Origin of the sequence: Nostoc sp., assembly GCF_036917535.1 — a bacterium.
Taxonomy (GTDB): domain Bacteria; phylum Cyanobacteriota; class Cyanobacteriia; order Cyanobacteriales; family Nostocaceae; genus Nostoc.
On sequence record NZ_JBALDA010000082.1, the window covers coordinates 134255 to 158111 of the forward strand.

The window sequence follows — 23857 nt, forward strand, 5'->3', positions numbered from 1 at the left end:
AATGACTAAATTGCGATTGCCCGTTTATAAGCTTCGTCCAAAACTTCTGAGAGTGTTGGGTGGGCGTGAACTAGATGTGCAAGACTTTGGACAGATTGACGGTTTGCGATCGCGGCTGACGCTTCATGAATCATATCTGAGGCATGCAGTCCGAAAATGTGAACACCCAAGACTTCTCCGGTGTCTTTGCGATATATTACCTTGGCAATACCGTCAGCTTCATTTTCTGCCAACGCTTTGGAATTTCCTTTGAAATAACTCCTACTGGTGGCAATTTCAAACCCTTCAGCTTGTCCCAACTCCTTGGCCGCTGTTTCTGTTAAGCCTACATAACTGACTTCTGGGTGGGTAAACGCCGCTGCGGGGATACTGCGATAGTCTACTATTCTCTCCCTCCCAACTATATTTTCTACCGCGATGATGCCTTGAGCAGAAGCCGCATGTGCTAACATTATCTTCCCATTAGCGTCGCCAATTGCCCACAGATGCGGCACGACTTCACCTGCCGATCGCACTGCCATGCGATCGTCTACTGGGATAAAATTTCGCCGATCGAGTTCTACACCCACTGACTCTAAACCAAGATTTTTGGTCGCCGGGATGCGTCCCGTAGCCACTAAGCAGGCATCTACTTCGATGACATCTACATCTTCCTTGGTTTTGAAATCTGCTAACTCAATCACCACAGGTGAACCGGGAATGACTTTTTTGGCGTATATCCCCACTTTTGTTTCAATATCGCGGGGAGTAATTAGCACCCGTTCAGCAAGTTTGGCAATGTCGCGGTCAAATCCTGGCATTAACTGATCAAGGGCTTCAATTAAGGTGATTTCACAACCTAAAGCTGAGTAAATATCAGAAAATTCCAAGCCGATGTAACCACTGCCAATAATTGCTACCCACTCTGGTAGTGATTCCAACTTCACACCTTGGTCGCTGGTAAAGACAGTTTTGCCGTCTATTTCAATTCCTGGAGGCACAAAAGGAATTGAACCTGGCGAAAGGATGATGTCTTTGGCTGTGATGGTTTTTTCACCCCCGTCTCCGGTGGTAATAGAGACTTTTTGCATCCCAGCGATTTTTCCCCAACCCCTGATGATATCGACTCCTAGACGTTTGAGGCTGTTGGTTAAGTCGCCTTGAATTTTTGAGACGAGATTATTAGCATGATTAGCGATCGCTTGGCGATCAAATTCCACGCTACCAATTTGAATTCCCAGTGACTTGAGGTGGTGGGCATTGCGTAACTCCCGCACACGTCCAGATGCTGCCAGCAGCGCTTTAGAAGGAATACAGCCCCGATTAACACAGGTTCCTCCCATATCAGCAGCTTCAATAATTGCTGTTTTCAAACCACAACTTACGGCGTGTAAGGCTGCGCCATGTCCGCCTACACCAGCGCCGATAATTACTAAATCGTAATCATATCCTTGACTCACGTTAGTTTCCCCGTGTGCTTCGCCTATTTATTCTCAACTTGACCGACAATTAGCGCAACCCTTTTAACAGTTATCAGTTATCAGTTTTAGCGCTGAACTCTAAATCCCTCACCTTACATTATCGTGACTGTTTACTGTCGACTGTTCACTGATTTCAGGTTTGGGTATTGCTAACTCAAATTATGATTCACTCACTTCTGGCGAAAATATGGATATTTTCATTATATGGGTTGGTTTTCCTAGAAAAGCGAGAAGAAATTAAGTGAGTATTTGCCTGATCATGAAGCTGATTTCAGTTCTGAGCTAGTTAACCTCAGTTCGGGTTAAGGAGGTTTATTCAACATTAACTCACTGAAACGACGCAAGCACGTTGACAGATCCCAAAATTAAGCAACGGCGTAATGAGGGTTTCAGCTTATCCCGAACTCAGGTTAGTTAATAAATAGAAATTGCAGTCTGATCTAAACTCCCCATTACCTTTTATCCCTAGAGGGGACCCATCTTCCCAACTCTCCACACCTTTTTCTTTACAGCGCGTTAGCGTAACACTAAGCTGGATTTAGGATTGATCCAGAAGATTTACGCAGGCGATCGCTCGATGTCTATTCCCCAAATTAGTGAATTTACTATCCGCCGTCATGCCAACGCCAAATCTTTCCAGCGGGGCGAGGCATATTATAACGCTGGTGCTGTTAATGCCGTTATCCAACGTGGTCATCTGCTTCAGGCAGATGTTGTAGGCACCGAAGCTAGACCTTATCATGTCAACCTGAATTTCGATAGCAGTGGGTTAACCTCAGTAAAATGCACCTGTGCCTACGACTATGAAGGGTGGTGCAAACACATTGTAGCGACGATGCTCGTTTGTGCGCGTAACTCAGAAAAAATTGAGCAGCGCCCCACCCTTGAAGAACTACTAAATCGCCTGGATCATATCGAAACTCAAAGGCTGCTGCAAGAGTTGGTAGCAGAATATCCTCCCCTAATTGAGGCGATTGATCGTCATATAAGTTGGATGACGAATCCTGCTGACAACCAAACAACCATAAAATTCGTGCGTCGCAATATTCTCGATCCCGCTCCGTTTCGGCAGCAAGTACGGCAGATTCTCAAGGATACTGTGCGCTACTTTGAGGAAGGATACGAAGAAGACCCGATTGGTGAAGATTTGCTAAGTGTAGTGCAAACTGCGGTTGATTTTAGCGAACGGGGAGAAGGTGAAAATGCGATCGCTATTTTGTCAGCAATTACCTCTACCTGTGCCGAAAATTGGGATGATGTTGCCGAATACGGGGCTGAAAACGATGAAATTGTCGGCGAATTAAATAATGCTTGGTGTGAGGCAATTCTAATTGCCGAACTTACTCCAGAAGAAAAAGTTGATATTCAAATAAATTTAGAAGCTTGGCAGGATGAGTGGAATGCTGATTTTGGTCTAGTTATGGAGGCTTTACGCCAAGGTTGGGATTATCCGCCGCTGGTACAAGTTCTCCAAGGTAACATTACTGAAAGAGGAGCTTGGGAAGAAGACGTACCAGATTATGCTGATGATTTGGCATTAATTCGCCTGAAAATTCTTGAACGTCAAGAACGTTATCAAGAATACCTATATTTAGCAGAAGCGGAAGGGCAAACCCAGCAATATCTGACAATGTTGGGGCGTTTAGGCAGGGTGGAAGAAGCAATTGATGCTGCTCAAACTCAGATGAACTCAATGGAAGAAGCCTTTGCCCTAGCGAAAACACTCAGTGTTCAGGGGGCATTACAGCAAGCACTAGATATAGCCGAGAGTGGATTAAATTTACCAGGTAATTGTCAGTACGAATTGGGAATTTGGACAAGTGATTTAGCTATTGAGTTGGGTAATAGTGAAGCTGCTTTATTAGCAATCAAGGCGGCTTTTCAAGTAAAGCCATCCTTTGTGGACTACCAAAAGATGGCAGAATTGGCTGGGAAAAACTGGGAAAGTGTCAAAACAGACCTGCTGAGAATTGTCCGTACTTATAATGGTTGGGAAACAGAATCAGCCAAGGTGGATATATTCTTGCATGAAGGGCTAATTGATGATGCAATTGCGATCGCTAATGAACTAAGTTCTGATCGTTCAGAGTTAATTCACCGAGTTATGGATGTTGCTATAGCTCATAATCCTGGTTGGGTGATTGCCAATGCTCGTCGCCGTGCCGAAAAGATTATGGATGCAGGTAAAGCCGAATACTACTATTACGCGGTTGAATGGTTGAAAAAGGCGCGTAATGCCTACCTAGAATCTGGGAAGAAAGCTGACTGGTTAAGCTATCGGGAAAACTTGATGCAAACCCACGCTCGGAAACGTAAATTGATGGGAATGTTTAAGGAAAGCGGTATGGAGTGAAGAATGAGATATAGGACTGAAAATGACGTAGGCACAACCCTTCTTTAAACAAAGACGCTACTCTGACGAGAAACCTTTGACTACATGAATTTTACCTACCAAGGATTTTGGGCAACGCATAATTGATTTCACAAGATACAGGAGTTTGCAAGTAACTGAGGTATAAAATGCAGGACTCACGCATCAGATATAAAGAGTTCCTACTTTTTGCGTCAAAATGCGTAGCTTTGGACTTGATGCAAAAGAAAACTGCTGTATCCCATTGATACTTTTAAGTCTGCAATAACCAGATGATTTAGCTTTTAAATTGAGATTTGCTCAAGATATCAACTTTAGCGACAAAAGATGAAGTAAGATTCACATCTGAAGCAGTCCCCGTATAATCCCATAGTTACTGACAAAAAATAGTCTGGTGCGATGATTGATAAATACCCTCAGAATCTTATAGTGTCGTGCTTACCGCTGAGTATGCTTCTATTACTGGGCAGTACATCTTTAAGTCCACTGAAAGCTCAGGCTGTTGATACTACAAAATTACCAACTAGTAATTTCATCCTATCACAACAAATTCCACCACCACAGGATATCCAACCACCCACCACACCTTCACCACTTCCCTCACCTGAAGTGCCACAGCCACTTCCCCCACCAGCAGAACTATTTCCACCCTCTGCCCCAACTCCCACACCTGAGGAACCACCCTCTAGCAACTTTCCTCAAACTATTGTTGTTGATCGGTTTGAAGTTATTGGTAGCACAGTCTTCAGTGCCCAAGAGTTAGCCCAAGCCACTGCTGAATTTACCAAACGACCAATCTCACAGACTGAATTGTTTCAAGCACGTTCTAAAATTACTGAGCTATATGTCAAAAATGGTTATATTACTTCTGGTGCCTTGATTCCACCCCAAACAATCCAATCGGGTATTGTAAAAATTCAGGTAATTGAAGGTAAATTAGAAGATATCCAGGTAACTGGGACTCGGCGGTTGAATCCGAATTATGTCCGCAGCCGACTAGCAATCGCCACATCACCACCTCTGAATCGCCAGCGTTTACTAGAGGCACTGCAACTTTTGCAACTTAATCCTTTGATTAAAAACGTGACTGCTGAACTCTCAGCAGGATCGCAACCGGGTACGAGTCTTTTGGAAGTTAAAATCAGTGAGGCAAAAACCTTTAGTGGGCAAATAGTTCTTGATAATGGGCGATCGCCCAGTGTTGGCAGTTTCCGACGCGGGTTAAGATTGAATGAAGCCAACTTACTCGGATTGGGAGATGGTCTGAGTTTAGGCTACACCAACACTGATGGTAGCAACTCCTTTGACGCTAGTTACATATTACCTCTTAATCCCCGCAATGGAACTCTTAGCTTTAACTATGGCACTACATCGAGTCATGTCATTGAGCCTCCTTTCGACGCTTTAGATATCGATTCGGCTTCTCGCTACTACGAACTGACATTCCGCCAACCAATAGTTCAAACTCCGACACAAGAGTTCGCCCTTGGGTTGACAGCCTCCCGACGCGAAAGTGATATCTCGTGGAAACTACAAAAAGAGAGCGAAGGAGGGTTTCCCCCCTCTCTACTTTCGCCTGGTGCTGATGATCAGGGACGCACTAGGGTATCTGCGTTGCGATTTTTTCAAGAATGGACAAATCGTAACAGTCGGGAAGTCATCGCCCTACGCTCTCAATTCAGTTTGGGCATAGATGTGTTGGATGCCACGGTTAATCAAGATGCTCCTGATAGCCGTTTTTTTGCTTGGCAAGGGCAAGCGCAGTGGGCACGCCTTTTAGCACCTGAAACCTTATTATTACTTCGTTTAAATACACAACTAGCATCTAGAGCACTTTTGCCTATAGAGCAATTTGGCTTAGGTGGCCAAGATAGCATTCGCGGCTACCGTCAAGATTATCTGCTGACGGATAATGGCACTTTTGTTTCTGCGGAAGTTCAAGTGCCAATTCTGCGCTTACCCCAGATCAATAGCATCTTACAGGTTGTGCCGTTTGTAGATTTTGGTGTTGGCTGGAATAGTTTTAATAAAGAGAATCCCGACCCTAATCCTAATACTCTAGCCTCTGTTGGTCTGGGGTTGCGTTGGGCACAGGGCGATCGCTTCACCGTTCGTCTTGACTGGGGTATTCCTTTAGTATCTGTAAACTCAAATGATCAGAGAACATTACAAGAAAACGGTCTGTATTTTAGTTTACTCTATAATCCTTTTTAACCGCCGTCCATGTCCACCCTATTAAAATTTAAGGGTGGATATAGACAGTAGTCAATGATGAAAAAACTATGATTATCTAGGTTTTTATAAAAAAAACCCTGGGTTATGATTCCAGGGTGCATACACGTTTTTCAGGCATTAATTGGTTGAATAATAACTTTGTAAAATAGTTATTTCTACTATCTATAGAATGATACAAAAATATAATTTAATTATTTTTGTCTATCAATACATCTACCGTTGGGAGTATACAAATATTGGAAGAGGCAAGTTATGTCAAGTCCGGTTAATTACTTCTGATTACCGTATCTGTACAAAAATCCCAAAAGCCTTTTTCCCCCTGCTCCCGTTCGGCTGACCTCGACTTTGCTCGGTACGAGTCGCTCACTGCAAGCCTGCCCTTTGCGAACACGATATTATCCGGCAATATTCTGATTGGATTAACCTTCAAATGGTACTGTAATTAATCCATATAATTTAAGCTAATTTAATTTTTGTTAGGGGCATAAAAACACATCAAAAATTAAATGTAATTTCTTGGGAGATATCCGCAAAATAATTGGTGGTAAAGGAGAATAACTTAAGTGTTTTTAGGTAGTTGCACAGTAAATAAACTACCTTTACCTAGTTCAGAAGCGACCTTAATAGTTCCTGCGTGTCCTTTTATAATGCGATGAGATAGATGTAGTCCTAAGCCACTACCTGAGCGTTTATTTCTGCCTTGGCGAAATCGCTCGAAAATTGTTGCTTGATCTTCTGGTGCAATCCCATATCCTGTATCTTGTACCTCAATTATTACCAAATCTGGATCTCCTGGATTAGATGATGTTTCATAAATGCGGATTGTTATGCCTCCTGTATCTGTAAATTTGATGGCATTTGCAATCAGGTTGTTTAACACTCGCCGTAATTCTAAATGATCGCCCATGATAATACCAGCGTTTTGACTTAGTGGATCTAATTCACGGGTATCAATTTCTAGAGTTAAGCCTTTTTCATTAGTTAGAGGACTTAGTTCGCTGACTACTTCTTGAGATATCTCACGTAAATCGCATTCTTCCCAATTCAACGTTTTTTTACCTGCCTCGAAGCGATAGACTTCTAACAGGGTATTCACCATCTCCATCAAGTTTTGGTTACTGCGAATCATCACTGCAATCGCCTGTTTCATTTCTGGCGAAATTTTGCAGAATGTTTCCATTTCAAACAAATTCAACATGCGATCGGCGGCTACTAAAGGAGTCCGCAAATCATGAGTCAGACGGGAAACAAAGTCTTCCCGTTGGCGGGCCATTTTTTGTTGTTCGTCCAGACTGTGCTTGAGACGTAATAGCGATCGCACTCTTGCCAATAGTTCATCAGTATCAAATGGTTTACGAATAAAATCGTCAGCACCAGCATCCAAACCTTCGACAACGCTGGATTGATGAAAGGCAGTAATCAACAGAATTGGAATATAAGAGATTGCAGGGTTATTCCGAATTCGACGTGTGACTTCATAACCATCTATCCCCGGCATCATTACATCTAACAAAATCAGATCGGGTGGAGATTGCTCAATTTGCCGTAAAGCCTTTATTCCATCTGAAGCCAAATCAATTTTATACCCCTCACTTTCTAAAATTGCTTGAACCAAAATGAGATTATCTTGAGTATCGTCAACTGCTAAGATACGATCAATTTTATTATTTTCAACTACAGACATGATTTATAAATTTTTATCAGGTTTTTTGGAAATAATTTTTAAATTTAGGATATTCTATTGGTACTTTCCTGGTTTGAGAAGATGACTGATGAGGATTTTGTGCAGACCAAAAAAAATCGTCATTATCTAACTGTGAAGCTGGAGCATTGGCTGCTACTGTTGGTAATGTAATTTGACGTGGTAATTCAATTTTAAACATTGAACCCACCCCCAATTTACTCTCAAGAAAGATTTTACCACCCATCATTCGCACTAGCGAATCTATAATTGCCAAACCCAGACCTGTACCTGGATATTTGCGAGTGATAGTTTGATCGATTTGTCGAAATGCTTCAAAAATGTGTTTAAAATCTTTGGGGGCTATGCCAATACCTGTATCTTGAACAATAATTACTATTCGATTTGCAGGTAGTTCCTTAACCTCAACCCAAATTCCACCAGACTCTGTGAATTTAATGGCGTTGGAGAGGAGGTTAATTAAAATCTGTTTGACACGAACCGGATCGTTAAATACCAAAGGATTTTGCAAATCTGTTTGTACTAACAATGAAAGATTTTTAGCTTCAGCTAGGGAATGCATTTCACTTACAACGAGATTGATTACTTTTGATACATCAAATATTTCCGCCTTGAAATCTAATCTTCCTCCCTCCAGCTTGGAAAAGTCGAGAACTTCATTGAGTAGCATCAGTAAATGCTTGCCATTATTCAAAATGCGCTCAACCATATCTGCTTGCTGCTGCGTTAATTGACCAAACTTAGGACGCAACAGTATTTGCGAAAAACCAATAATCGCATTCATCGGCGTTCTAAGTTCATGGGAAATAGTTGCTAAAAAAAGTGATTTTAGACGTGATGCCTCTAATAGCTTGAAGTTTTGCATTTGAATTTGTTGCTGTTGTCTCTCCAATTCTTGGTTCTTACAAATGAGTTGTTCGTGACTTTCTCTAAGCTGCCGATTTGCCAAATCTACCTGCATTTCCGCCCGATAAATCCGAATTGCACTCCGCAAAACCTGCAACAAAGTTTCTGAGGATATTCTAGACTTAGAAAGATAGTCTGTAGCACCAGCTTTTAATAATTGGAGAGTAATTTTTTCATCTCCTTGACCAGTTAGGATTACTAAAGGAACTTTAATTTCCGAAGAACCTAGCTGTTGAATCAAAGTTAGTGCATCCTGCTCTGGTAAGCGATAATCGAGGAAAACACAATCGTAGGCAGTAGTGCTTAAGACAGAGAATGCATCATTCCCATTGCTTACTTCAGACAGTTCTATCTGAACACCTGTTGTAGTCAGTGCAGAACGGATTGCTATCCGGTCTATTTTATCATCGTCTACAACCAAAATTTTCAGCGTCTCTTCCATCGGTTTTTATTTTCGCCGCCAAACATAGGTTGATCTATAATATTTCACTTTTCAGATTATCCAATTAAAGAATATAAGATTTTCGGACATCTAAAATCTGTAATTTGATTGACTAAAACATTTTGCATAATCTCTACTTTCATACATGATTGACATTCATCACTTCAATTTCGTCATCCTCCATTAGTAGTATGTTAATCACTCTTTCAGGCTTTTTATTCAGTTGAATTTAGTCTGTTGTATCTTCAATCTGGTTAATTTACCAGACTTTGGGAACTAAATTCCAAGTAAATGACCAATATCCCTCAAAAAACTAGTAATTAACAAGCAGACACAGTTTATATAAAGTAAAATAAAGTACTTTACTAAACTTAAAACAATTGTAAATGAGTGAGCAAGCCACCGTCGTCAGTCATTGGTGAGAGTTGCATAGCATTATCGTGTACCATAAGCTTGAATGGTTTTACCTATCAGGTTAGTTAGACCAGATAAATAAAAAAGTACTATCTCTACCTATTTGTGAATCTGAAGTAATCTTATCTCCTAAAATTTCGACAATTTTCTTAGCGATCGCCACGTCTGTGCTAGTATTTCCCCAGCTATATCGAACTTATAATCGAACTTATATATGTTCGCAAAATTACCAAACCTTAATGTCGAAGAAAGATTCCCGACAAAGGTTAGACAAAAATTCAAAACCTAAAAGGGGAGTGATTCGCACAGAGGGTTGGTATTATATCCTGTAGAAAGTCTGAGGAACTTGTTCTTCACCGATAACTACAAATTACTTTGCTGTTGTAATTCCACTAAATTTCAACGCTGCCTGATTCTCTTCTATGAGGATTTATATTGGCTCTATCAATCGGATGAATCCAAAGGTTTGGTTAAAAATCGCTCGAAACCATCGTTCACTTTTTCGGAAAGCAACTTTTACTCGGTGTAATTTTTTCATTTTTGTAAGCTTTTTTAAAGTTTGAGCCAAAATAATACTAATTAATGAATGGAACATGGCAACTCAAAGCTGAATTGTCAGCAAGAAGAAGCAATTTGGCATTCGTTTCAATATTTCATGCTTTTTGTGTAAGTATCCATATACCTCCAGCTAGATTTGTCCTCTATCTAAATATAAAAATTTTGGGTACTTATTATTTCTATCGGTGGATGCAGACAGGTTGAAATATCATCTACCTTTAGTTTGGGAAAATAAGAGATAATAGTTACAAAAGCTAATACTTTGTAAAGATGCCAAACAGCGCAAGAGTGAGTGTAACGATGAATGAAATTAGTATTATTTTAATTGAAGATCATGACTTAACGCGAATGGGGCTAAGAGCAGCATTACAGTCTCATAGTGCATTGAAAGTAATTGGCGAAGCAGCAAATGCTACCCAAGGATTAAAACTTTTAGAGACGGCAAAGCCAGATGTAGCGGTAGTAGATATCGGCTTGCCTGACATGGATGGCATTGAACTCACTCGTAAATTCAAACGCTCCCAGGCTGAAAATGGGCAATCTACTACGAAGATTCTCATCTTGACAATGGATCATACAGAGGATGCTGTACTTGCAGCCTTCGCAGCTGGTGCTGATTCTTATTATATGAAAGAAACCAGCATAAGTAAATTAACTGAGGCAATTCAAGCAACTCACGGCGGTAACTCTTGGATCGATCCGGCAATTGCCAACGTCGTATTGCGGAAGATGCGCCAAGGTATTCCTGGAGAAAGCCAAGGTTCTGATAAGCCGAAAACTGTAAAAATTGAGGCGCTGGCGACAGAATACGAGCAAGTTTTGGAAACATACCCTCTGACTCAACGGGAATTGGAAATTCTAGAGTTGATTGTAGCTGGGTGTAGTAATGGTCAAATTGCCGAGAAACTCTACATTACAGTTGGTACTGTAAAAACCCATGTTCGTAATATTCTAAATAAACTATGTGCTGATGACCGTACCCAAGCTGCTGTAAGGGCCTTACGTTCGGGATTGGTGGCGTGAGGAATTAGGGACAAGGGAGAGATGGGGGAGATAAGGAGAGTAACTCCTTACTTCTAACCCCTAACTCCTAAATCCTAACTTAGCACTGGCTCAACGCCTTAAAGAAAGTTAACAGCACGGGCTAAACGCCCCGCTACCGCTAACAGCACTCAACACTGTTTTGCCCAATACCCTATTATCCCAATCTTTCCCGCAAGTAATTAGCAATACGTAGTGCTGCTCCCGGTTTGCCCATGCGTCGCTCACCATTTTCAGCAATAATTTGCAAATTATCAGGATTTTTAAATAGAGATTGTACAACCTTCGCTACTTCTGTCGGTTGATTGATTAAAATCAAAGACGATCCCAGTAGACGACTTTGAGATTCAGCAAAGCCAGGATTATATTGTGGCCCATTACCGGGAATTGCGATCGCAGGTTTGCCTAAACCGATAAACTGTTCTGTGGCTGTACCTGCCATTGCGATCGCTAAATCTCCCAAATGCAAGCAATCATTATAGGCTTTTTGTGTCAATAGCAGATAGGCATTTCTCTGTTTAAATGTCAATATATTTGGATCGCGAAGTTTAATAGGAAATGCTGATTCAGGGCGCCAGCCTTGGGATTGCACAGTTTGGGATAAAATATTAAAGTCTAAACCAGGAGCGATCGCACCTAAAAACACTATTTTGTTAGAAGTATAGAAGATTGAATCTCGCTGTTGAAAACTTGCCATCAATGCAGATACGGCAATCATAATTGTTTGCCAGTTAGTGTATGCTTCTGGCGCACGAGAACCAGGAAGAAGAGTCACTACAAAAGGTCGAACTGTCTCTTGCTGTTGGGTATTCTGACTATAAAATTGTTGGCGTGAAAACGTCGGTTCTAGACCATCCATCATCGGATTACCCAAAGAAAAAGCTGGAATTGGCCATTGTTTTAATATTTCCGCCGTCAGCGCATCTCTAGGGAATACTGCCTTACAACGGCGACGACTCATTAACCAACGTTCCCAAGGATGGTAAACTGAACCTGAAAAGTTTTCCCAACGTGTGTCTTTAGATTTCCGTGGTAATAATCCAGCTTCATCTCGCACATAATATTCAGATTTTGCCGTACCGACAAAAGCATAATTAGCACCACTGAATGTTGCAAACAACAGCGGGATAATATCTCCCACTGCTAAAATTGCTCTTTTATTACCTAGTTTTTTTTGAGAACTCACCCAACGTCGGATAGCTTTAATTTGGCTGAGGGTAAGTTGCAATAAACCACCGCCTACATCCCGGACTAATTGGCGGCCATCCATATAAATAAAGCCGCCAGAAGGCATATTCAGGACTGAGCCGATAAAGGGGATATCTAACTGTTCATAAGCACGTCCTTCACCCACCAGAGGTAAAGCAAATATCTCTGGTGGGTTTGGTTGTCGTTGGAGTTCTTGCAAAATCCGAACTGCAATCATATCTTCCCCATGACCATTACTTAATACAAGTAACCGCAAAGGAGAAGTTGCAGATTGAGAGTTAGAAGCTAGAGATGACCGAGATACATTACTCATAAGAAACAAAATATCAAAATTAACTGTCTGTTTGGGTAAGAGGTTTAACAATTCAAAATTCAAAATTCAAGAGAGTTTCAGTCGGTATTTAAATCCCCGTCTGTAGCTTGCTTCCCCCAGGGTAACTGAAGCTATGCGTTCACGTACTCCTTTGGGGAAGCTACGCGTAGCGTCTCCAAGAGTTGGGGTCTTCTTAAACCCTTTGATTTACGATAAATAAGGAAATTGGCGAAGAAGCTGGAACTTAGTATTATCCCTATTTCTTTGCTTCCTTACAACTAACATCAATTTTGGATAGGTAGTATCGTACTGGTTTATTTGAGAGTGTGAATGTTGCTTTAGAAGGGGATGCGACAAAACTTAATTTAGTCTACCAACTCAAAGAAACTGGGGCGCGTGATGTTAACTTGGGTGGTAGTTACAATGCCGATCAGGGATTGGTAGGTACAATCAGCTATCAAGATCAAAATGTCGGCGGTGTATTATTTGCCGACTTCGCCTCATATTTAGGCTCTGGTGATACTGTATTAGGAGATCCGGCAGGTGTGCGGGATAAACCAGGCTATGGTTTTGGTTATGGGGCGGGAGTGCGATTAAATTCACCACTAGGCTTAATTCGGGCTGACTATGGCATTAATGACCAGGGAGAAAGCAAGGTGCATCTAGGAATTAGGCAGCGATTTTAATCTGAATTAAGGCGTTGTATCCAAAAATTAAATATCCATTATCCAACTCCTTGTGCAGACGTAGCAGTGCTATTTTTCTTTTTCTACATTCTTTTTCACTCATATCTTTATTAGCGATCGCCATTCCGTTCAAAATCTAAGATTTTCCGTAGTCAAAGTTCCATAACAGTTTGTTCATATTATTTGCTTACATGAGATAATTTCCTCTTAATTGTTCAACATAGAGAAAATTAACTCAATATTCGTATGCAGCAACTCTCAACCCATAGTGTGGAGTTCCCAATTCATCTCAGTGCTAAAACAATTACTCGACGTTTAAGTGTCACAGTTATCTGCCTCACCTTAGCAGGCGCTCTAAGTGGCTATTTCTGGCTCTTGAGGTTTCCTTTCCCAGCTACCAAATGGTTTTACCAAGTATTTAGTCTAAATGAAGAATTGAATATTCCTGCCTGGTATTCTTCATTCACTCTATTGTTTTGCTCAGGATTACTTAAACTCATTACCGCTATTAAGACAAAAGACCGCTATTTTATTTACTGGAAAACCTTATATTTGATATTTTTCTATTTGAGTTTGGATGAAGCATTTAGTTTTCACGAGATTTTGATCATTCCGTCAGTGCGAGAATCGCTTCATCTCAATCCTCTATTTTACGAAACCTGGGTTATTCCTGGCGCTGTTTTAGTAGTAGTTTTTGCCTTTAAATATCTAAAATTTTTGCTCCATCTCCCTCACAAGACTCGGTATTTATTTCTGATTGCCGCAGTTGTTTATGTGGGTGGAGCCTTAGGTATGGAAATGGTGGGTGGAGTTTTGAGAATAGATTTTGGGCGACGCACCCTAATATCGTTAATTGGCATATTTGTTGAAGAGTTTTTGGAAATGGTCGGAATTGTGATTTTTATTTATGCGCTGCTAGCTTACCTTAGTAGCTTGAAAGAAAGCATTCAACTGAAAATCTATATATCTGAAAAGTAATATGAAGTCTACGCTTTCCCAACCTTACGCGCATCTGGACGCAGAGCGATAAAATTTTGTAGTTCGCCGTTAGCGTACCCCTTCGGGGAAGCAAGCTACGCGGAGCATCTCCTAGAGAAGGTATAGCATGAAGTGCTATATTCTCGGCTGATTGTTGCCGGAATATTCCCGATGGCAGTATCCCAACTGATAAATGCGTAATAATAATAATGCAATTAATTATACTTTTATTTATTACCGTATTATTTCGCAGTCTTGTTCAAAAATCAAATAAGAGTCTGATATATATATATTTCAATCATCAAAGCAAAAGGACTACTATCACGTTTTCGCAAGACATTAATTTTTTAATAGTGCTAATCATCCAGAAGATAAAAAAATATTATAAGTAATAGTATGGAAAAAAGTGTTATTAATGCCAGCCTTTCTACTCAGAACTTAACCTTTCGTCCAGGTGATACCCCTGTATCATTTGAGGTAACTGTCAATAATGACAGCGATCGCTTTGTCAATTTTCAGATAGAAATTACCGCAGCCGGAGAAATCCGCAACACAGGATATCGCTGGTATAGACTCGAACCAGAGGTAGCAGCAGCCAAGCCACCAGGCAGTAGTACTATCTTCCAAGTTTTCGTATTCAACACACCCATTCCGGGATTTGTTGGTACTGTCAACCTGATGGTAAATATTTTTTCACCGCAATTAGCACAACAGTCCAGACTTGTGCTGCGCTTGAAAATAGAGCGAGACAACAGACCAACACATTTAAGTGTAGAATTGCCTGTACGAGAGTTCCAAGTTTATCCTCGTAATTCTGTCGATATACCAGTACGGGTGCGGAACTTGGGGCAACAACCAGCTGAGGTAATGCTACGTTTTTCAGGCGTCGATCCGTCTTGGCTGGCAGGCAGTGCAGAACGCCGATTATCCTTAGACCCAGGTGGTTTAGCAGAAGCCACATTCCAATGTCAACCTCCTTCTGTCGTGCAAGCGCCCAGTCAAAATTACCCTTTTACCATTGAAGCTGTTAGCAATAATGGTTATCCAACTAATGCTGGAGGCAACATTGAAGTTTTACCTGTAGGTTTTATAGACTTTACCACCACAGAAAAACATCTGAAAATTCCCAGCAAATTTGCATGGTTGCCTGACTGGAAATCTGATACAGCTTCCTTTGAATTACTATTTAAAAATGCTAGCAATCTCAATCAGCAAATTAATGTGCAGGTACAAGGTAGAGACTGGCGAAAATGTAGTTTCAAAAAGCTTCCTGAAACCGCCAATCTCCATCTAGGAGAAACAAGTAAAGTCATCCTCGAAGTTAAAACAAAACGCCCTTGGGTGGGAATCGGTAAAACTTTGTTGCTGGAGGCTAAATCGGAGTTATCCGACCAACGTTTAGGGAGTACAGACCCAGCCACGCAGACATTAGAAGTGGAGACTTTGCCAATTATACCTTTATGGCTACAATTGGCTGCGATTGCACTATTAGCGGCACTCTTAGCATTAATCCTGCAACCCAGAGATGTAATGCATACCCGTTCTGTAAACTCAGTGCGTTTTAGCGGTATTGGTTTATCTGTGGTCAGTGGCTCAGATGATTGTACATTAAGACTTTGGAGAATTGGTGCTGCTAATTTAGATCCCGATGACAGAGTAACATACGCTGGGCAGCCTGTTGCTTGCGAGCAACAGCAACAGCCCAAAGGTTTGATGACGATTACTGATGACGCTGTAGAAGTCTTACGCTTCATGCCGTTACAAAACGATCACGTGGCTGTTGGTTTAGATAATGGTGTAATTGAACTTAGAGATGTTCCTTCAGGTGCCAAGATTAGACAACTTCAGGACTTTAAAGATCCGAAAGCAAAAGGCGATCGCGTTTTTGACTTAGCTTTCACCTCAAACTCACTTAACTTATTCAGTGGTTATGGTAGTGGTAAAGTGAGATTATGGTCAAGACCAGCGCCTAACAGCGATTTTCTGCCAGAACCGCAAGTTATCGACCTACAAAGTACATTGAAACTATCAGGTTTCCAAGTCCGAGCATTAAATCTTAGCCCAGATGCAAAAACTCTAGTAATTGCTGGAAACTTTAAGCGTTTCATCTTGTGGCAGTGGAATCAAACTCAATCTGATAAACAATCGCCAAGTTTATCAGTGCAAAATCTAGAAAAACTGGATCCATTAGTTGGGCGTGAAGACTATATTTGGGCATTAGCTTTTGTTCCTAACTCGACAGAAAAAATTCTTGCAACCTCTGATTCTGCGGGATTTATTACGATTTGGAATTTGAATCAGTGCCAAACTATTAAAAATCCGAATCCCCTCGAAAAAGTAAATAAACTTGATTGTTCGCCATTAGACCGCTGGTCAGCATCAAAAACATCTGTGCGGACTCTAGCATTTAGTGATGATGGTAATCTCTTAGTAAGTGGTGGCGATGATGGGCGAATTGTGGTTTGGCACTTAAACCCCAAACATCATCTCAACAGAACCGCAGAAGGTGAAAAAATTTACCAAAGCTCTAAAAAAATCAATAGTATCGATTTGAAAACCAATCAAGGAACCATGATTGTAAGTGGTGGTGAAGATTTTCAGGTCAAACTACACCGCATCAAATAAGGAAATCGATGATATGCAAGCTAAATTCAATCCACTACAAGTTATTATCAACCCACCTGGAATTCAATTTGGGATGCCAGGAGATACCATTGAACTCTATGTTGTTGTAATTAATCAGGGAGATCAAAGTGCGGTTATTGACTTATATTTTGTTTTTGACGAAGTATTTCAAAATTTAACTGGCTGGTCTAGTTCTCCGAGAGAAAGTTTAGCATTAGATTCTCAACAAAGTAGCGACGAAGTAAAATTTGAGTTTCAAATTGCTGCAAACGCTCTCCCCGGAACTTATGACTATACACTAGTTGTAGATTCTCCTCTACATTATCCCCAAGATACTCCTATAACCTTCCCAAATCAAATTAAGGTTCTGCTAAAAGAACAGACAGCAATTCGGGTAAACGATCCGACATTTTCTCTTAGACCTAACACCAACCCCAATAAACCGCTAATTTTCAATCCTAATGAACCTCAGCAAGTGGAGGTAATAGTTGATAATCGCTCTTATCTCGTAGATAGGTTTCGCTTGAATTGCCCAGATTTAGATGATGACTGGTTCACAATTAATTATCCCGCAACTGGATTTGAGGGACCAGGGTTAGTTTCTGACGTAACTGCACTAGAACTCAACCCTGGTACTCAAGGTCAAATATTGTTGAAATTTCACCCACCTGGTGATACCCTCGCAGGAAGCTATTCTCCAACAATCCGCTTGTATTCGGAAAACTCTCCAGACTTGGTACTGCTGGATTTGGTGTATATCCAAATTCCAACAAATTATCGCCTAGATATAGAACTTCATACCATCTTGGCACAAGTTAGCCGTAGTCTTGGTAAGTACGAATTATCACTAGCTAACCAAGGTAATATTGTCCGCGAACTGATATTAAACTTAAAAAGTCGAGACGAAGAAGAACTATATACTTACAAATTTGAACCTACTGAAGTAAGATTATTACCCAATAAAAGTGCTGTGGCTAATTTGATGGTCAAACCCAGACCTTGGTGGCGACGACCGTGGTTTGGTGCAGGGCTAGCGATCAACTTTCAACTCGACATCAAAGACCAACAAAATTTACCTTTACCTAATACATTGCCTCAAGGAACATTGGTATGGAAACCTCGTCCTTGGTGGCAATTTTTGCTGTTAATTTTAGTAGTTTTGGGTTTATTAGGAGGGATAGGATTCATTATTTGGCGAATTTTAAACCCCGATCCTTTGAGATTAGAAAATTTTAGTGCAAATGACTCTCAAATCACTGAAGGCGACGAAGTATCTTTGAAGTGGGACATTCACAATTATCAACAATTGCAAAAGTTGGTTTTAACGGCCAAAGGTTCGCAACCTATCCAGCCTATTACATACAACTTTAGCAATGGCATTCCTGAAACACTGGGTAAGGGAAGTGCTAGTGAAATACCTCCTTGTCAAGTACAAGATAAACAAGAGCTAATTTGTAGCAATGTTAAAACTGGAGTGAAAACAAAAGGTAATTATACTTTTGAGTTACAAGCATTTTATCGTAATGGTATACAATTATTTTCTCCTAATAATAAAATAGCCAGCCAAACCACTCAAGTAGAAATAGCTGAAAAACAAATTGCAGAAGTACTTAGTTTTCAAGCAGATAAACCAGTGTATACAAAAGGTCAAAATATTCTTTTAAGCTGGGCAATTGCTCGTCCATTATTGTTAGCGCAAATTCAACTTGCTGGCAGTGCAGATGATGGTACATTATATAGTCAGCCAATTACTTATAAATTTAATCAAGGTAATATTACTGACCCGAAACTTCAAAAGCTATGTACACAACAAAATCAACAACTGCGATGTACAAATATTCCTTTGTCAGCAACTAAAGCCGGAAACTTTGTATTTGAAATCAAAGCTTTTCCTAACAATGGCAGTCAAAAAACTAGTTTAAAAAAGACTGAATCAAAAATTGGAATATTACCAAAACCATTTAAAATTGTCTCTTTTAAAATCAACGGTAGCGAACAACCAAATTTGGTTCTCAAGGAAGGTGAATCTGCTAGCCTGAGTTGGAGAGTAGAGGGAGAAAATATTCAGGTTAAACTTCTACCATACGGCAATGACGTTCCAGCAGTTGACGCAATTAAGCTTCCAGTCAATCAAGCTTTTCCCCCTCAAATCGGACTTCTAGTAAATGATATATCTGGTAAGCAACAATCCCAGCAAAGAGGATTTGCAATCACAGTCCTCAAAAAAGTACAGCCTACTCCTATACCTAGTATTAACCCAATTCCACCTACTTTGCCACCTAACAATAGCCCATTTAAGACTCCCTTACCTCAGAGGTAACTTTTTGGGCGATGTGAAAAGCAGAGATATATGAAAGTTGCAGACTGCCTCCAAAATTATCTTCTATGCAACGTCTCAATCCTAAAAATAAAGATTCTTTAGTTTCTGGATCTAATTTTATGTATGGCGAGTAAGTGTTCAAAAGTGTTAAATATTCATCGACAGTGTAGGTTACTTCTGATATAACTTGTCCTGTTCTCAAGTTTTTGAATTGCCCCGAATCAATGGACATATTTCCTAATTGCCTCAAGATATGTTCTTGAGTTTTTTGGTCTTCATATCGGTCAAGAGATGGAGTATGTAGTTGATAGACTTGCGATAAACTTTGGTATACTTCGTAGCTGGGTTGAAGTTCCTTATTCCACAATAAAATCAGGTAGCCATTTTCTTTTAGGGCATTTGCTGCTTTTGGATATCCAACTTCTGGTGATATCCAATGAAAAGAACTTGCTGCTAAAACGGCATCAAATTCAAATGGCTTAAGTTCCCACTCTTCAAAGGATGTGTTCTGTATCTCTACATTGGAATAGGGTTGACAATTTTGTTGAGCTAACCTGAAAAAATCTGGATTGGGTTCTAAGCAGATTACAGAGCAACCCAATTGAGCGATGCCTACTGTTGCAGTTCCAGGGCCACATCCAACTTCCAGAATTTTTGAGTCAGTGGAGAGTTGAACAAGTTCCACAACCTGGCTAATCAAATTTTGGGGATAACATGGTCTTGCCTGATTGTAAGCTTCTGCTGCCGGAGAATACCAATGTTTACGCTGTTTGAGGTCTGTACTGGAGTAGCTGATTATTGCTTGTTTTAAGTTTTCCATAATCTATTCAATTCCTGCAAAGAGCGTAAAACTTTGTCTATCGTAACTTTTGCTAGCTCAATTCCTGGTTTTATGAAAAGCTCGGCGTCTACGCCCATTTTCAAGCAGAGATTTTCGCAATGGAACTACCTCAGCTTCACTACTCTCACGTGCTACGCGAATCAGCAATCCAGCAGCTATTAAGCTGGCAATCATAGAATTACCACCATAACTAAACATAGGCAAAGGTAAGCCAGTAGTTGGTAGAGAACCTGTTGCAACACCGATGTGGAGCAATGATTGTCCTACCATTAAAATGGTTACGCCGATCGCTACTAATCTATGTACTATATTTTTAGCCTTCAGCGCCACAATTAATCCAAGAGTGGCGAATATAGCTAAAAGTACTAACAACACCATACTGCCAACAAAGCCAAACTCTTCAGCGAACACCGCAAAAATAAAATCGGTATCTTGAATTGGTAAATAAAACAGCTTTTGTTGAGAAAGCCCATATCCCGCTCCCCAAGTTTTACCAGAACCCACAGCGAGTAAACTTTGCACCAACTGGTAGCCATCTCCTGTGGCATCTGCCCAAGGATTGAGAAATGACATCACCCGTTTACGCTGATACTCCTTGATGCTAATACTGAGTATTGCCAACATCACTCCACCAATTGCTGTTCCTCCCAAGTACTTGTAAGGTAAGCCAGCTGCTAAAGCAATTAACCAGATAGTCATACCGCAAAGTGCCGTTGTACTCAAGTTAGGCTGGGCAAGAATTCCTAAAAGTACCAGACCAAAAACACCCAACCAAGCGAAGCGAACCCGCCAACTAATTCGTTCCCACTGACCAAAAAGCCGCGCACTTTGCAACACCAAAAAGGGTTTTATTAGTTCTGAAGGTTGAATCGGAATTGGTCCGATCGCAATCCAACGCGCTGCATCAAAAGCCTTTTTTCCCAATCCTGGGATCAGTGTGACAAAAATTAACCCCAAAAACAGCAACAAAAACCAATGGGATAATCCCAAAATTTTCTGCAACGGCGAATTAACAATAATATTGAATCCGATTAAAGAAACTAAGACCCAAAGCAGTTGACGTTTAAAGTAGTACAAACCATCATTCTGACGGGCATCAGCGACAGGATATGATGCTGAAAATAGCATGATCAAGCCGACGAACAGCCAAATCAAGGTTAACCAGCGCAACAACCGCGCTTCTAATGCCCAGTTGGAGACTGAACTATCAAAAATTGGAATCAGGTGGCGTAGATTCACGATCAGTACAGGTAAAAAGTTAGAAATTAGGAGTTAAAAATAAAACTCAAATAAAACTCATAAATCATAACTTATAACTTATAAGTAGGCTTTGCAACCATAAATCTTAAAGTTGTCAACTTCAATACACTGCTCAATCAATGTTTCTAAGAAATTGCGTTAGCTATGCCCGTCGTATCCCTACAATAGCAGCAAGCTACGCGTAGCGTCTTGTAGAAAAGGCATCGCCAATCAACACTTAAAAATTTTTATACTCAGTAATTAGCATGGTCATGACTCAATTAAGTATTGATAATTCCTCAATGGGATATGCAAGTAATGTCAGACTTCGATGAAGGTCGAGATATTCCGATGTTTGTCTCCTACACAGAAGCACAACTACAACACGGCACAATGTACTTTAATGATCCCCGTGGATTGCATCAAACAGTAAGAAGGAAAACAGAAGGTCTAAGAATTTCAGTAGATTTCCGGTTCAGCAGGAAATTTAATGAAGCTTACCGGGCAATGGTTACATCTAATATTGGTGGTATTGAAGAAGATATGAGCGTGCCATATCAAGACTGGCTGAAAGTTGGGAAAGAAACGCTAATTGTGTTTGATGAAACTGTTGAACAGACTAAGAATAGACAGAACGCTGACGCTCCAGTTCCACTTTATACTCGAGGTTATCGCCTTTTAAATATGTTTAACTTTTGATTTGCAAAAATTTAAGCCATAAAAAAGAGGTCTTTCTCGACCTCTTACCAATTCCCTAAAATAATATTCTATTTACAGAATTACAACAAGCCAGTATTAGCACCTTGCTTACCAGTTGCCAGTTCTACCTTGATTATTGTGCCACCTGCTTTTTGAATGCGTTGTTGTTCGCGGAACCAGTTTTCATAAGGAACTAGTTTAGTGAAGTAAGTATTTTGCAGTTCGCGTTGGGTACGAATTCGGGTTTGGCTGGGAACTAGAGCAGTAATTTTAAACAAACGGGACATATCTTGAAAATCTCCTGTATACTTTGCGAAAACTTTTTTATCTCAAAATCTTGAGTGCAAATCTTTTAATCATTCAAAGGCTGGAAATCAAACATCAATACTAGACCACCAACACTCATCACTGATAATTTACCAAGATAAGCAATATAACGTTCTAGCACTCACGGTTGATTTCCAGACCTTAATAAAGCCGCACCTAAATTCTTAAGCGCAAACTAGTTCTTAGCTTAAGCCAGAGGAGATATAGTCTAAGTAAACGCCCATTTCCTTACCAGCATCAGAACCTACCAAACTGGCAGTTACTTCCTTGATTGCTTGGATAGCTTGTACGGTAGCACCGACGGGAACACCTAAAGAATTATAGGTTTCTTTCAAGCCATTGAGCACACGCTCATCTAGGATGGAAGGATCGCCAGCCAACATAGCGTAGGTGGCATAGCGGAGGTAATAGTCCAAATCACGGATGCAAGCAGCGTAGCGGCGGGTGGTGTACATGTTGCCGCCGGGACGGGTGATGTCAGAGTACAGCAAAGATTTTGCTACAGCTTCTTTGACGATCGCAGCAGCGTTAGCGCTGATGGTGCTAGCAGCACGTACTCGCAGTTCGCCAGTGGAGAAGTAGCCTTTTAGCTTCTCTAAAGCAGAAGAGTCTAGATATTTACCTTGAACGTCTGCGGAGTTAATGACAGCGGTAATTGCGTCTTGAGCCATGTTGTTAATTCCTTATTTCCAACCGTATTGCAATACTTCTGTTTAAGTAGGTAAACAGCTTTACCCTATCCTAGAAGGGCACCAACTAGGTAGTCGAAGTAGCCAGCGGCTTCACTAGCTTCATCACCAGAGAGCAGTGACGCAGAGCCATTCTTCAGCCCGCGGATACCTTCAGCAACACCATCGATAGGAGTTCCCAAGGACTTGTACAGTTCACGGGCACCAATAACACCAATTTCTTCGATGGGGGTGACATCACCAGCAACGATACCGTAGGTAACGAGGCGGAGGTAATAATCTAGGTCACGCAGGCAAGTAGCAGTCAATTCTTGACCGTAAGCGTTACCACCAGGAGATACAACATCAGGACGCTTTTGGAATAGTTGATCGCCAGCTTGCTTAACCAGCCGTTCGCGATTTTCTGACAAAACTTGAGCAATCCGCACCCGGCGCTCACCACTTGTAACAAAGGACTTGATCCGATCTAACTCACCAGGGCTGAGGTAGCGAGCTTCTGCATCAGCATTCACGATAGCTTTCGTGACGATACTCATTAATGGATTCCTCCAATACTAATGAAACCAGGATTTGATTAAACTGGTGCGACTTTGAGTTTGGTTTACTGAGTTTGTTCTCTCGTTTTTTTAAACACAACAGTTTTACAACTGCTACGGCTAATAAATTACGAGTTTGCTTGAGTCAACATAAGAAGTACACAAGCTTTCAAACTCAGTTACCTTCCGGAAAACATTTTCCGGCATTCTGTTGAGCATTTATGACTGCTCTTAATACTTTGTAATATTGCTTTTCAGAATTTACT

16 protein-coding genes and 1 pseudogene are annotated in these 23857 nt (G+C 40.8%); 8 read left to right on the forward strand and 9 right to left on the reverse strand.

What is annotated here, in order from left to right:
- Window positions 1-5 precede the first annotated feature (5 nt).
- Window positions 6-1439, reverse strand: coding sequence for a dihydrolipoyl dehydrogenase (gene lpdA, locus V7K56_RS26435; RefSeq protein WP_334915196.1), 1434 nt, complete (start codon window positions 1437-1439; stop codon window positions 6-8).
- A gap of 598 nt (window positions 1440-2037) precedes the next feature.
- Between lpdA and V7K56_RS26440 the strand changes: the two genes are divergently transcribed.
- A complete protein-coding gene (locus tag V7K56_RS26440; protein ID WP_334915510.1) occupies window positions 2038-3813 on the forward strand; it encodes an SWIM zinc finger family protein in 1776 nt (591 codons plus the stop codon).
- A gap of 468 nt (window positions 3814-4281) precedes the next feature.
- The gene (locus V7K56_RS26445) at window positions 4282-6045 is read left to right on the forward strand and encodes a ShlB/FhaC/HecB family hemolysin secretion/activation protein (protein ID WP_442940184.1); all 1764 of its coding nucleotides are present in this window, start codon (window positions 4282-4284) and stop codon (window positions 6043-6045) included.
- Between the two features lie 580 nt (window positions 6046-6625).
- On the opposite strand, the gene V7K56_RS26450 is transcribed toward V7K56_RS26445, so the two are convergent.
- On the reverse strand, window positions 6626-7750 hold the full coding sequence (locus tag V7K56_RS26450; protein ID WP_334915200.1) for a hybrid sensor histidine kinase/response regulator: 1125 nt from the start codon (window positions 7748-7750) through the stop codon (window positions 6626-6628).
- Window positions 7751-7766: 16 nt separating this feature from the next.
- Window positions 7767-9116 (reverse strand): ATP-binding response regulator, encoded by a 1350-nt coding sequence (locus V7K56_RS26455; RefSeq protein WP_334915203.1) that lies wholly within the window; start codon window positions 9114-9116, stop codon window positions 7767-7769.
- 1272 nt (window positions 9117-10388) lie between these two features.
- Between V7K56_RS26455 and V7K56_RS26460 the strand changes: the two genes are divergently transcribed.
- On the forward strand, window positions 10389-11111 hold the full coding sequence (locus V7K56_RS26460; RefSeq protein WP_104908003.1) for a response regulator transcription factor: 723 nt from the start codon (window positions 10389-10391) through the stop codon (window positions 11109-11111).
- 175 nt (window positions 11112-11286) lie between these two features.
- Here the strand turns inward: V7K56_RS26460 and V7K56_RS26465 are convergent, their stop codons facing one another.
- Window positions 11287-12651 (reverse strand): lipid-A-disaccharide synthase-related protein, encoded by a 1365-nt coding sequence (locus tag V7K56_RS26465; protein ID WP_334915205.1) that lies wholly within the window; start codon window positions 12649-12651, stop codon window positions 11287-11289.
- Between the two features lie 404 nt (window positions 12652-13055).
- Here V7K56_RS26465 and V7K56_RS26470 point away from each other — a divergent pair.
- The 4 genes and pseudogenes from V7K56_RS26470 to V7K56_RS26485 form a co-directional block, all read left to right on the forward strand.
- Window positions 13056-13337: pseudogene (locus tag V7K56_RS26470) on the forward strand (BamA/TamA family outer membrane protein); the annotation flags it as partial.
- A gap of 246 nt (window positions 13338-13583) precedes the next feature.
- Complete coding sequence (locus V7K56_RS26475) at window positions 13584-14315, forward strand: hypothetical protein (RefSeq protein WP_334915207.1); 732 nt, start codon at window positions 13584-13586, stop codon at window positions 14313-14315.
- Window positions 14316-14711: 396 nt separating this feature from the next.
- Window positions 14712-16940, forward strand: a complete 2229-nt coding sequence (locus V7K56_RS26480) for a hypothetical protein (protein WP_334915209.1) — start codon at window positions 14712-14714, stop codon at window positions 16938-16940.
- A gap of 13 nt (window positions 16941-16953) precedes the next feature.
- Window positions 16954-19260, forward strand: coding sequence for a COG1470 family protein (locus tag V7K56_RS26485; RefSeq protein ID WP_334915211.1), 2307 nt, complete (start codon window positions 16954-16956; stop codon window positions 19258-19260).
- Here V7K56_RS26485 and V7K56_RS26490 read toward each other — a convergent pair.
- Entirely contained in the window at window positions 19235-20080 is an 846-nt protein-coding gene (locus V7K56_RS26490; RefSeq protein ID WP_334915213.1) for a class I SAM-dependent methyltransferase, read from the reverse strand. The two genes, V7K56_RS26485 and V7K56_RS26490, sit on opposite strands and share 26 nt — an antisense overlap.
- 57 nt (window positions 20081-20137) lie before the next feature.
- The gene (locus V7K56_RS26495) at window positions 20138-21340 is read right to left on the reverse strand and encodes an FtsW/RodA/SpoVE family cell cycle protein (RefSeq protein ID WP_334915214.1); all 1203 of its coding nucleotides are present in this window, start codon (window positions 21338-21340) and stop codon (window positions 20138-20140) included.
- A gap of 318 nt (window positions 21341-21658) precedes the next feature.
- On the opposite strand from V7K56_RS26495, the gene V7K56_RS26500 reads away from it, so the two are divergent.
- On the forward strand, window positions 21659-22039 hold the full coding sequence (locus V7K56_RS26500) for a hypothetical protein (RefSeq protein WP_334915216.1): 381 nt from the start codon (window positions 21659-21661) through the stop codon (window positions 22037-22039).
- An 80-nt stretch (window positions 22040-22119) separates the two neighbouring features.
- On the opposite strand, the gene V7K56_RS26505 is transcribed toward V7K56_RS26500, so the two are convergent.
- The 3 genes from V7K56_RS26505 to apcA all read right to left on the reverse strand — a co-directional run bounded on the left by V7K56_RS26505 (window position 22120) and on the right by apcA (window position 23591).
- The gene (locus tag V7K56_RS26505) at window positions 22120-22326 is read right to left on the reverse strand and encodes a phycobilisome linker polypeptide (RefSeq protein ID WP_292746978.1); all 207 of its coding nucleotides are present in this window, start codon (window positions 22324-22326) and stop codon (window positions 22120-22122) included.
- A gap of 222 nt (window positions 22327-22548) precedes the next feature.
- On the reverse strand, window positions 22549-23037 hold the full coding sequence (apcB, locus tag V7K56_RS26510; protein WP_104908010.1) for an allophycocyanin subunit beta: 489 nt from the start codon (window positions 23035-23037) through the stop codon (window positions 22549-22551).
- A gap of 65 nt (window positions 23038-23102) precedes the next feature.
- A complete protein-coding gene (apcA, locus tag V7K56_RS26515) occupies window positions 23103-23591 on the reverse strand; it encodes an allophycocyanin subunit alpha (protein WP_322698411.1) in 489 nt (162 codons plus the stop codon).
- Window positions 23592-23857: the final 266 nt, after the last annotated feature.

What these genes read in the sequence shown, in the direction of transcription:
- V7K56_RS26475 (WP_334915207.1), top strand. Translation starts at nt 13,584, where the DNA reads ATGCAGCAACTCTCAACCCATAGTGTGGAGTTCCCAATTCATCTCAGT.
- V7K56_RS26465 (WP_334915205.1), bottom strand. Translation starts at nt 12,651, where the DNA reads ATGAGTAATGTATCTCGGTCATCTCTAGCTTCTAACTCTCAATCTGCA.
- V7K56_RS26455 (WP_334915203.1), bottom strand. Translation starts at nt 9,116, where the DNA reads ATGGAAGAGACGCTGAAAATTTTGGTTGTAGACGATGATAAAATAGAC.
- apcA (WP_322698411.1), bottom strand. Translation starts at nt 23,591, where the DNA reads ATGAGTATCGTCACGAAAGCTATCGTGAATGCTGATGCAGAAGCTCGC.
- V7K56_RS26480 (WP_334915209.1), top strand. Translation starts at nt 14,712, where the DNA reads ATGGAAAAAAGTGTTATTAATGCCAGCCTTTCTACTCAGAACTTAACC.
- V7K56_RS26490 (WP_334915213.1), bottom strand. Translation starts at nt 20,080, where the DNA reads ATGGAAAACTTAAAACAAGCAATAATCAGCTACTCCAGTACAGACCTC.
- apcB (WP_104908010.1), bottom strand. Translation starts at nt 23,037, where the DNA reads ATGGCTCAAGACGCAATTACCGCTGTCATTAACTCCGCAGACGTTCAA.
- V7K56_RS26485 (WP_334915211.1), top strand. Translation starts at nt 16,954, where the DNA reads ATGCAAGCTAAATTCAATCCACTACAAGTTATTATCAACCCACCTGGA.
- V7K56_RS26445 (WP_442940184.1), top strand. Translation starts at nt 4,282, where the DNA reads ATGCTTCTATTACTGGGCAGTACATCTTTAAGTCCACTGAAAGCTCAG.
- V7K56_RS26500 (WP_334915216.1), top strand. Translation starts at nt 21,659, where the DNA reads ATGTCAGACTTCGATGAAGGTCGAGATATTCCGATGTTTGTCTCCTAC.
- V7K56_RS26450 (WP_334915200.1), bottom strand. Translation starts at nt 7,750, where the DNA reads ATGTCTGTAGTTGAAAATAATAAAATTGATCGTATCTTAGCAGTTGAC.
- V7K56_RS26505 (WP_292746978.1), bottom strand. Translation starts at nt 22,326, where the DNA reads ATGTCCCGTTTGTTTAAAATTACTGCTCTAGTTCCCAGCCAAACCCGA.
- V7K56_RS26460 (WP_104908003.1), top strand. Translation starts at nt 10,389, where the DNA reads ATGAATGAAATTAGTATTATTTTAATTGAAGATCATGACTTAACGCGA.
- V7K56_RS26440 (WP_334915510.1), top strand. Translation starts at nt 2,038, where the DNA reads ATGTCTATTCCCCAAATTAGTGAATTTACTATCCGCCGTCATGCCAAC.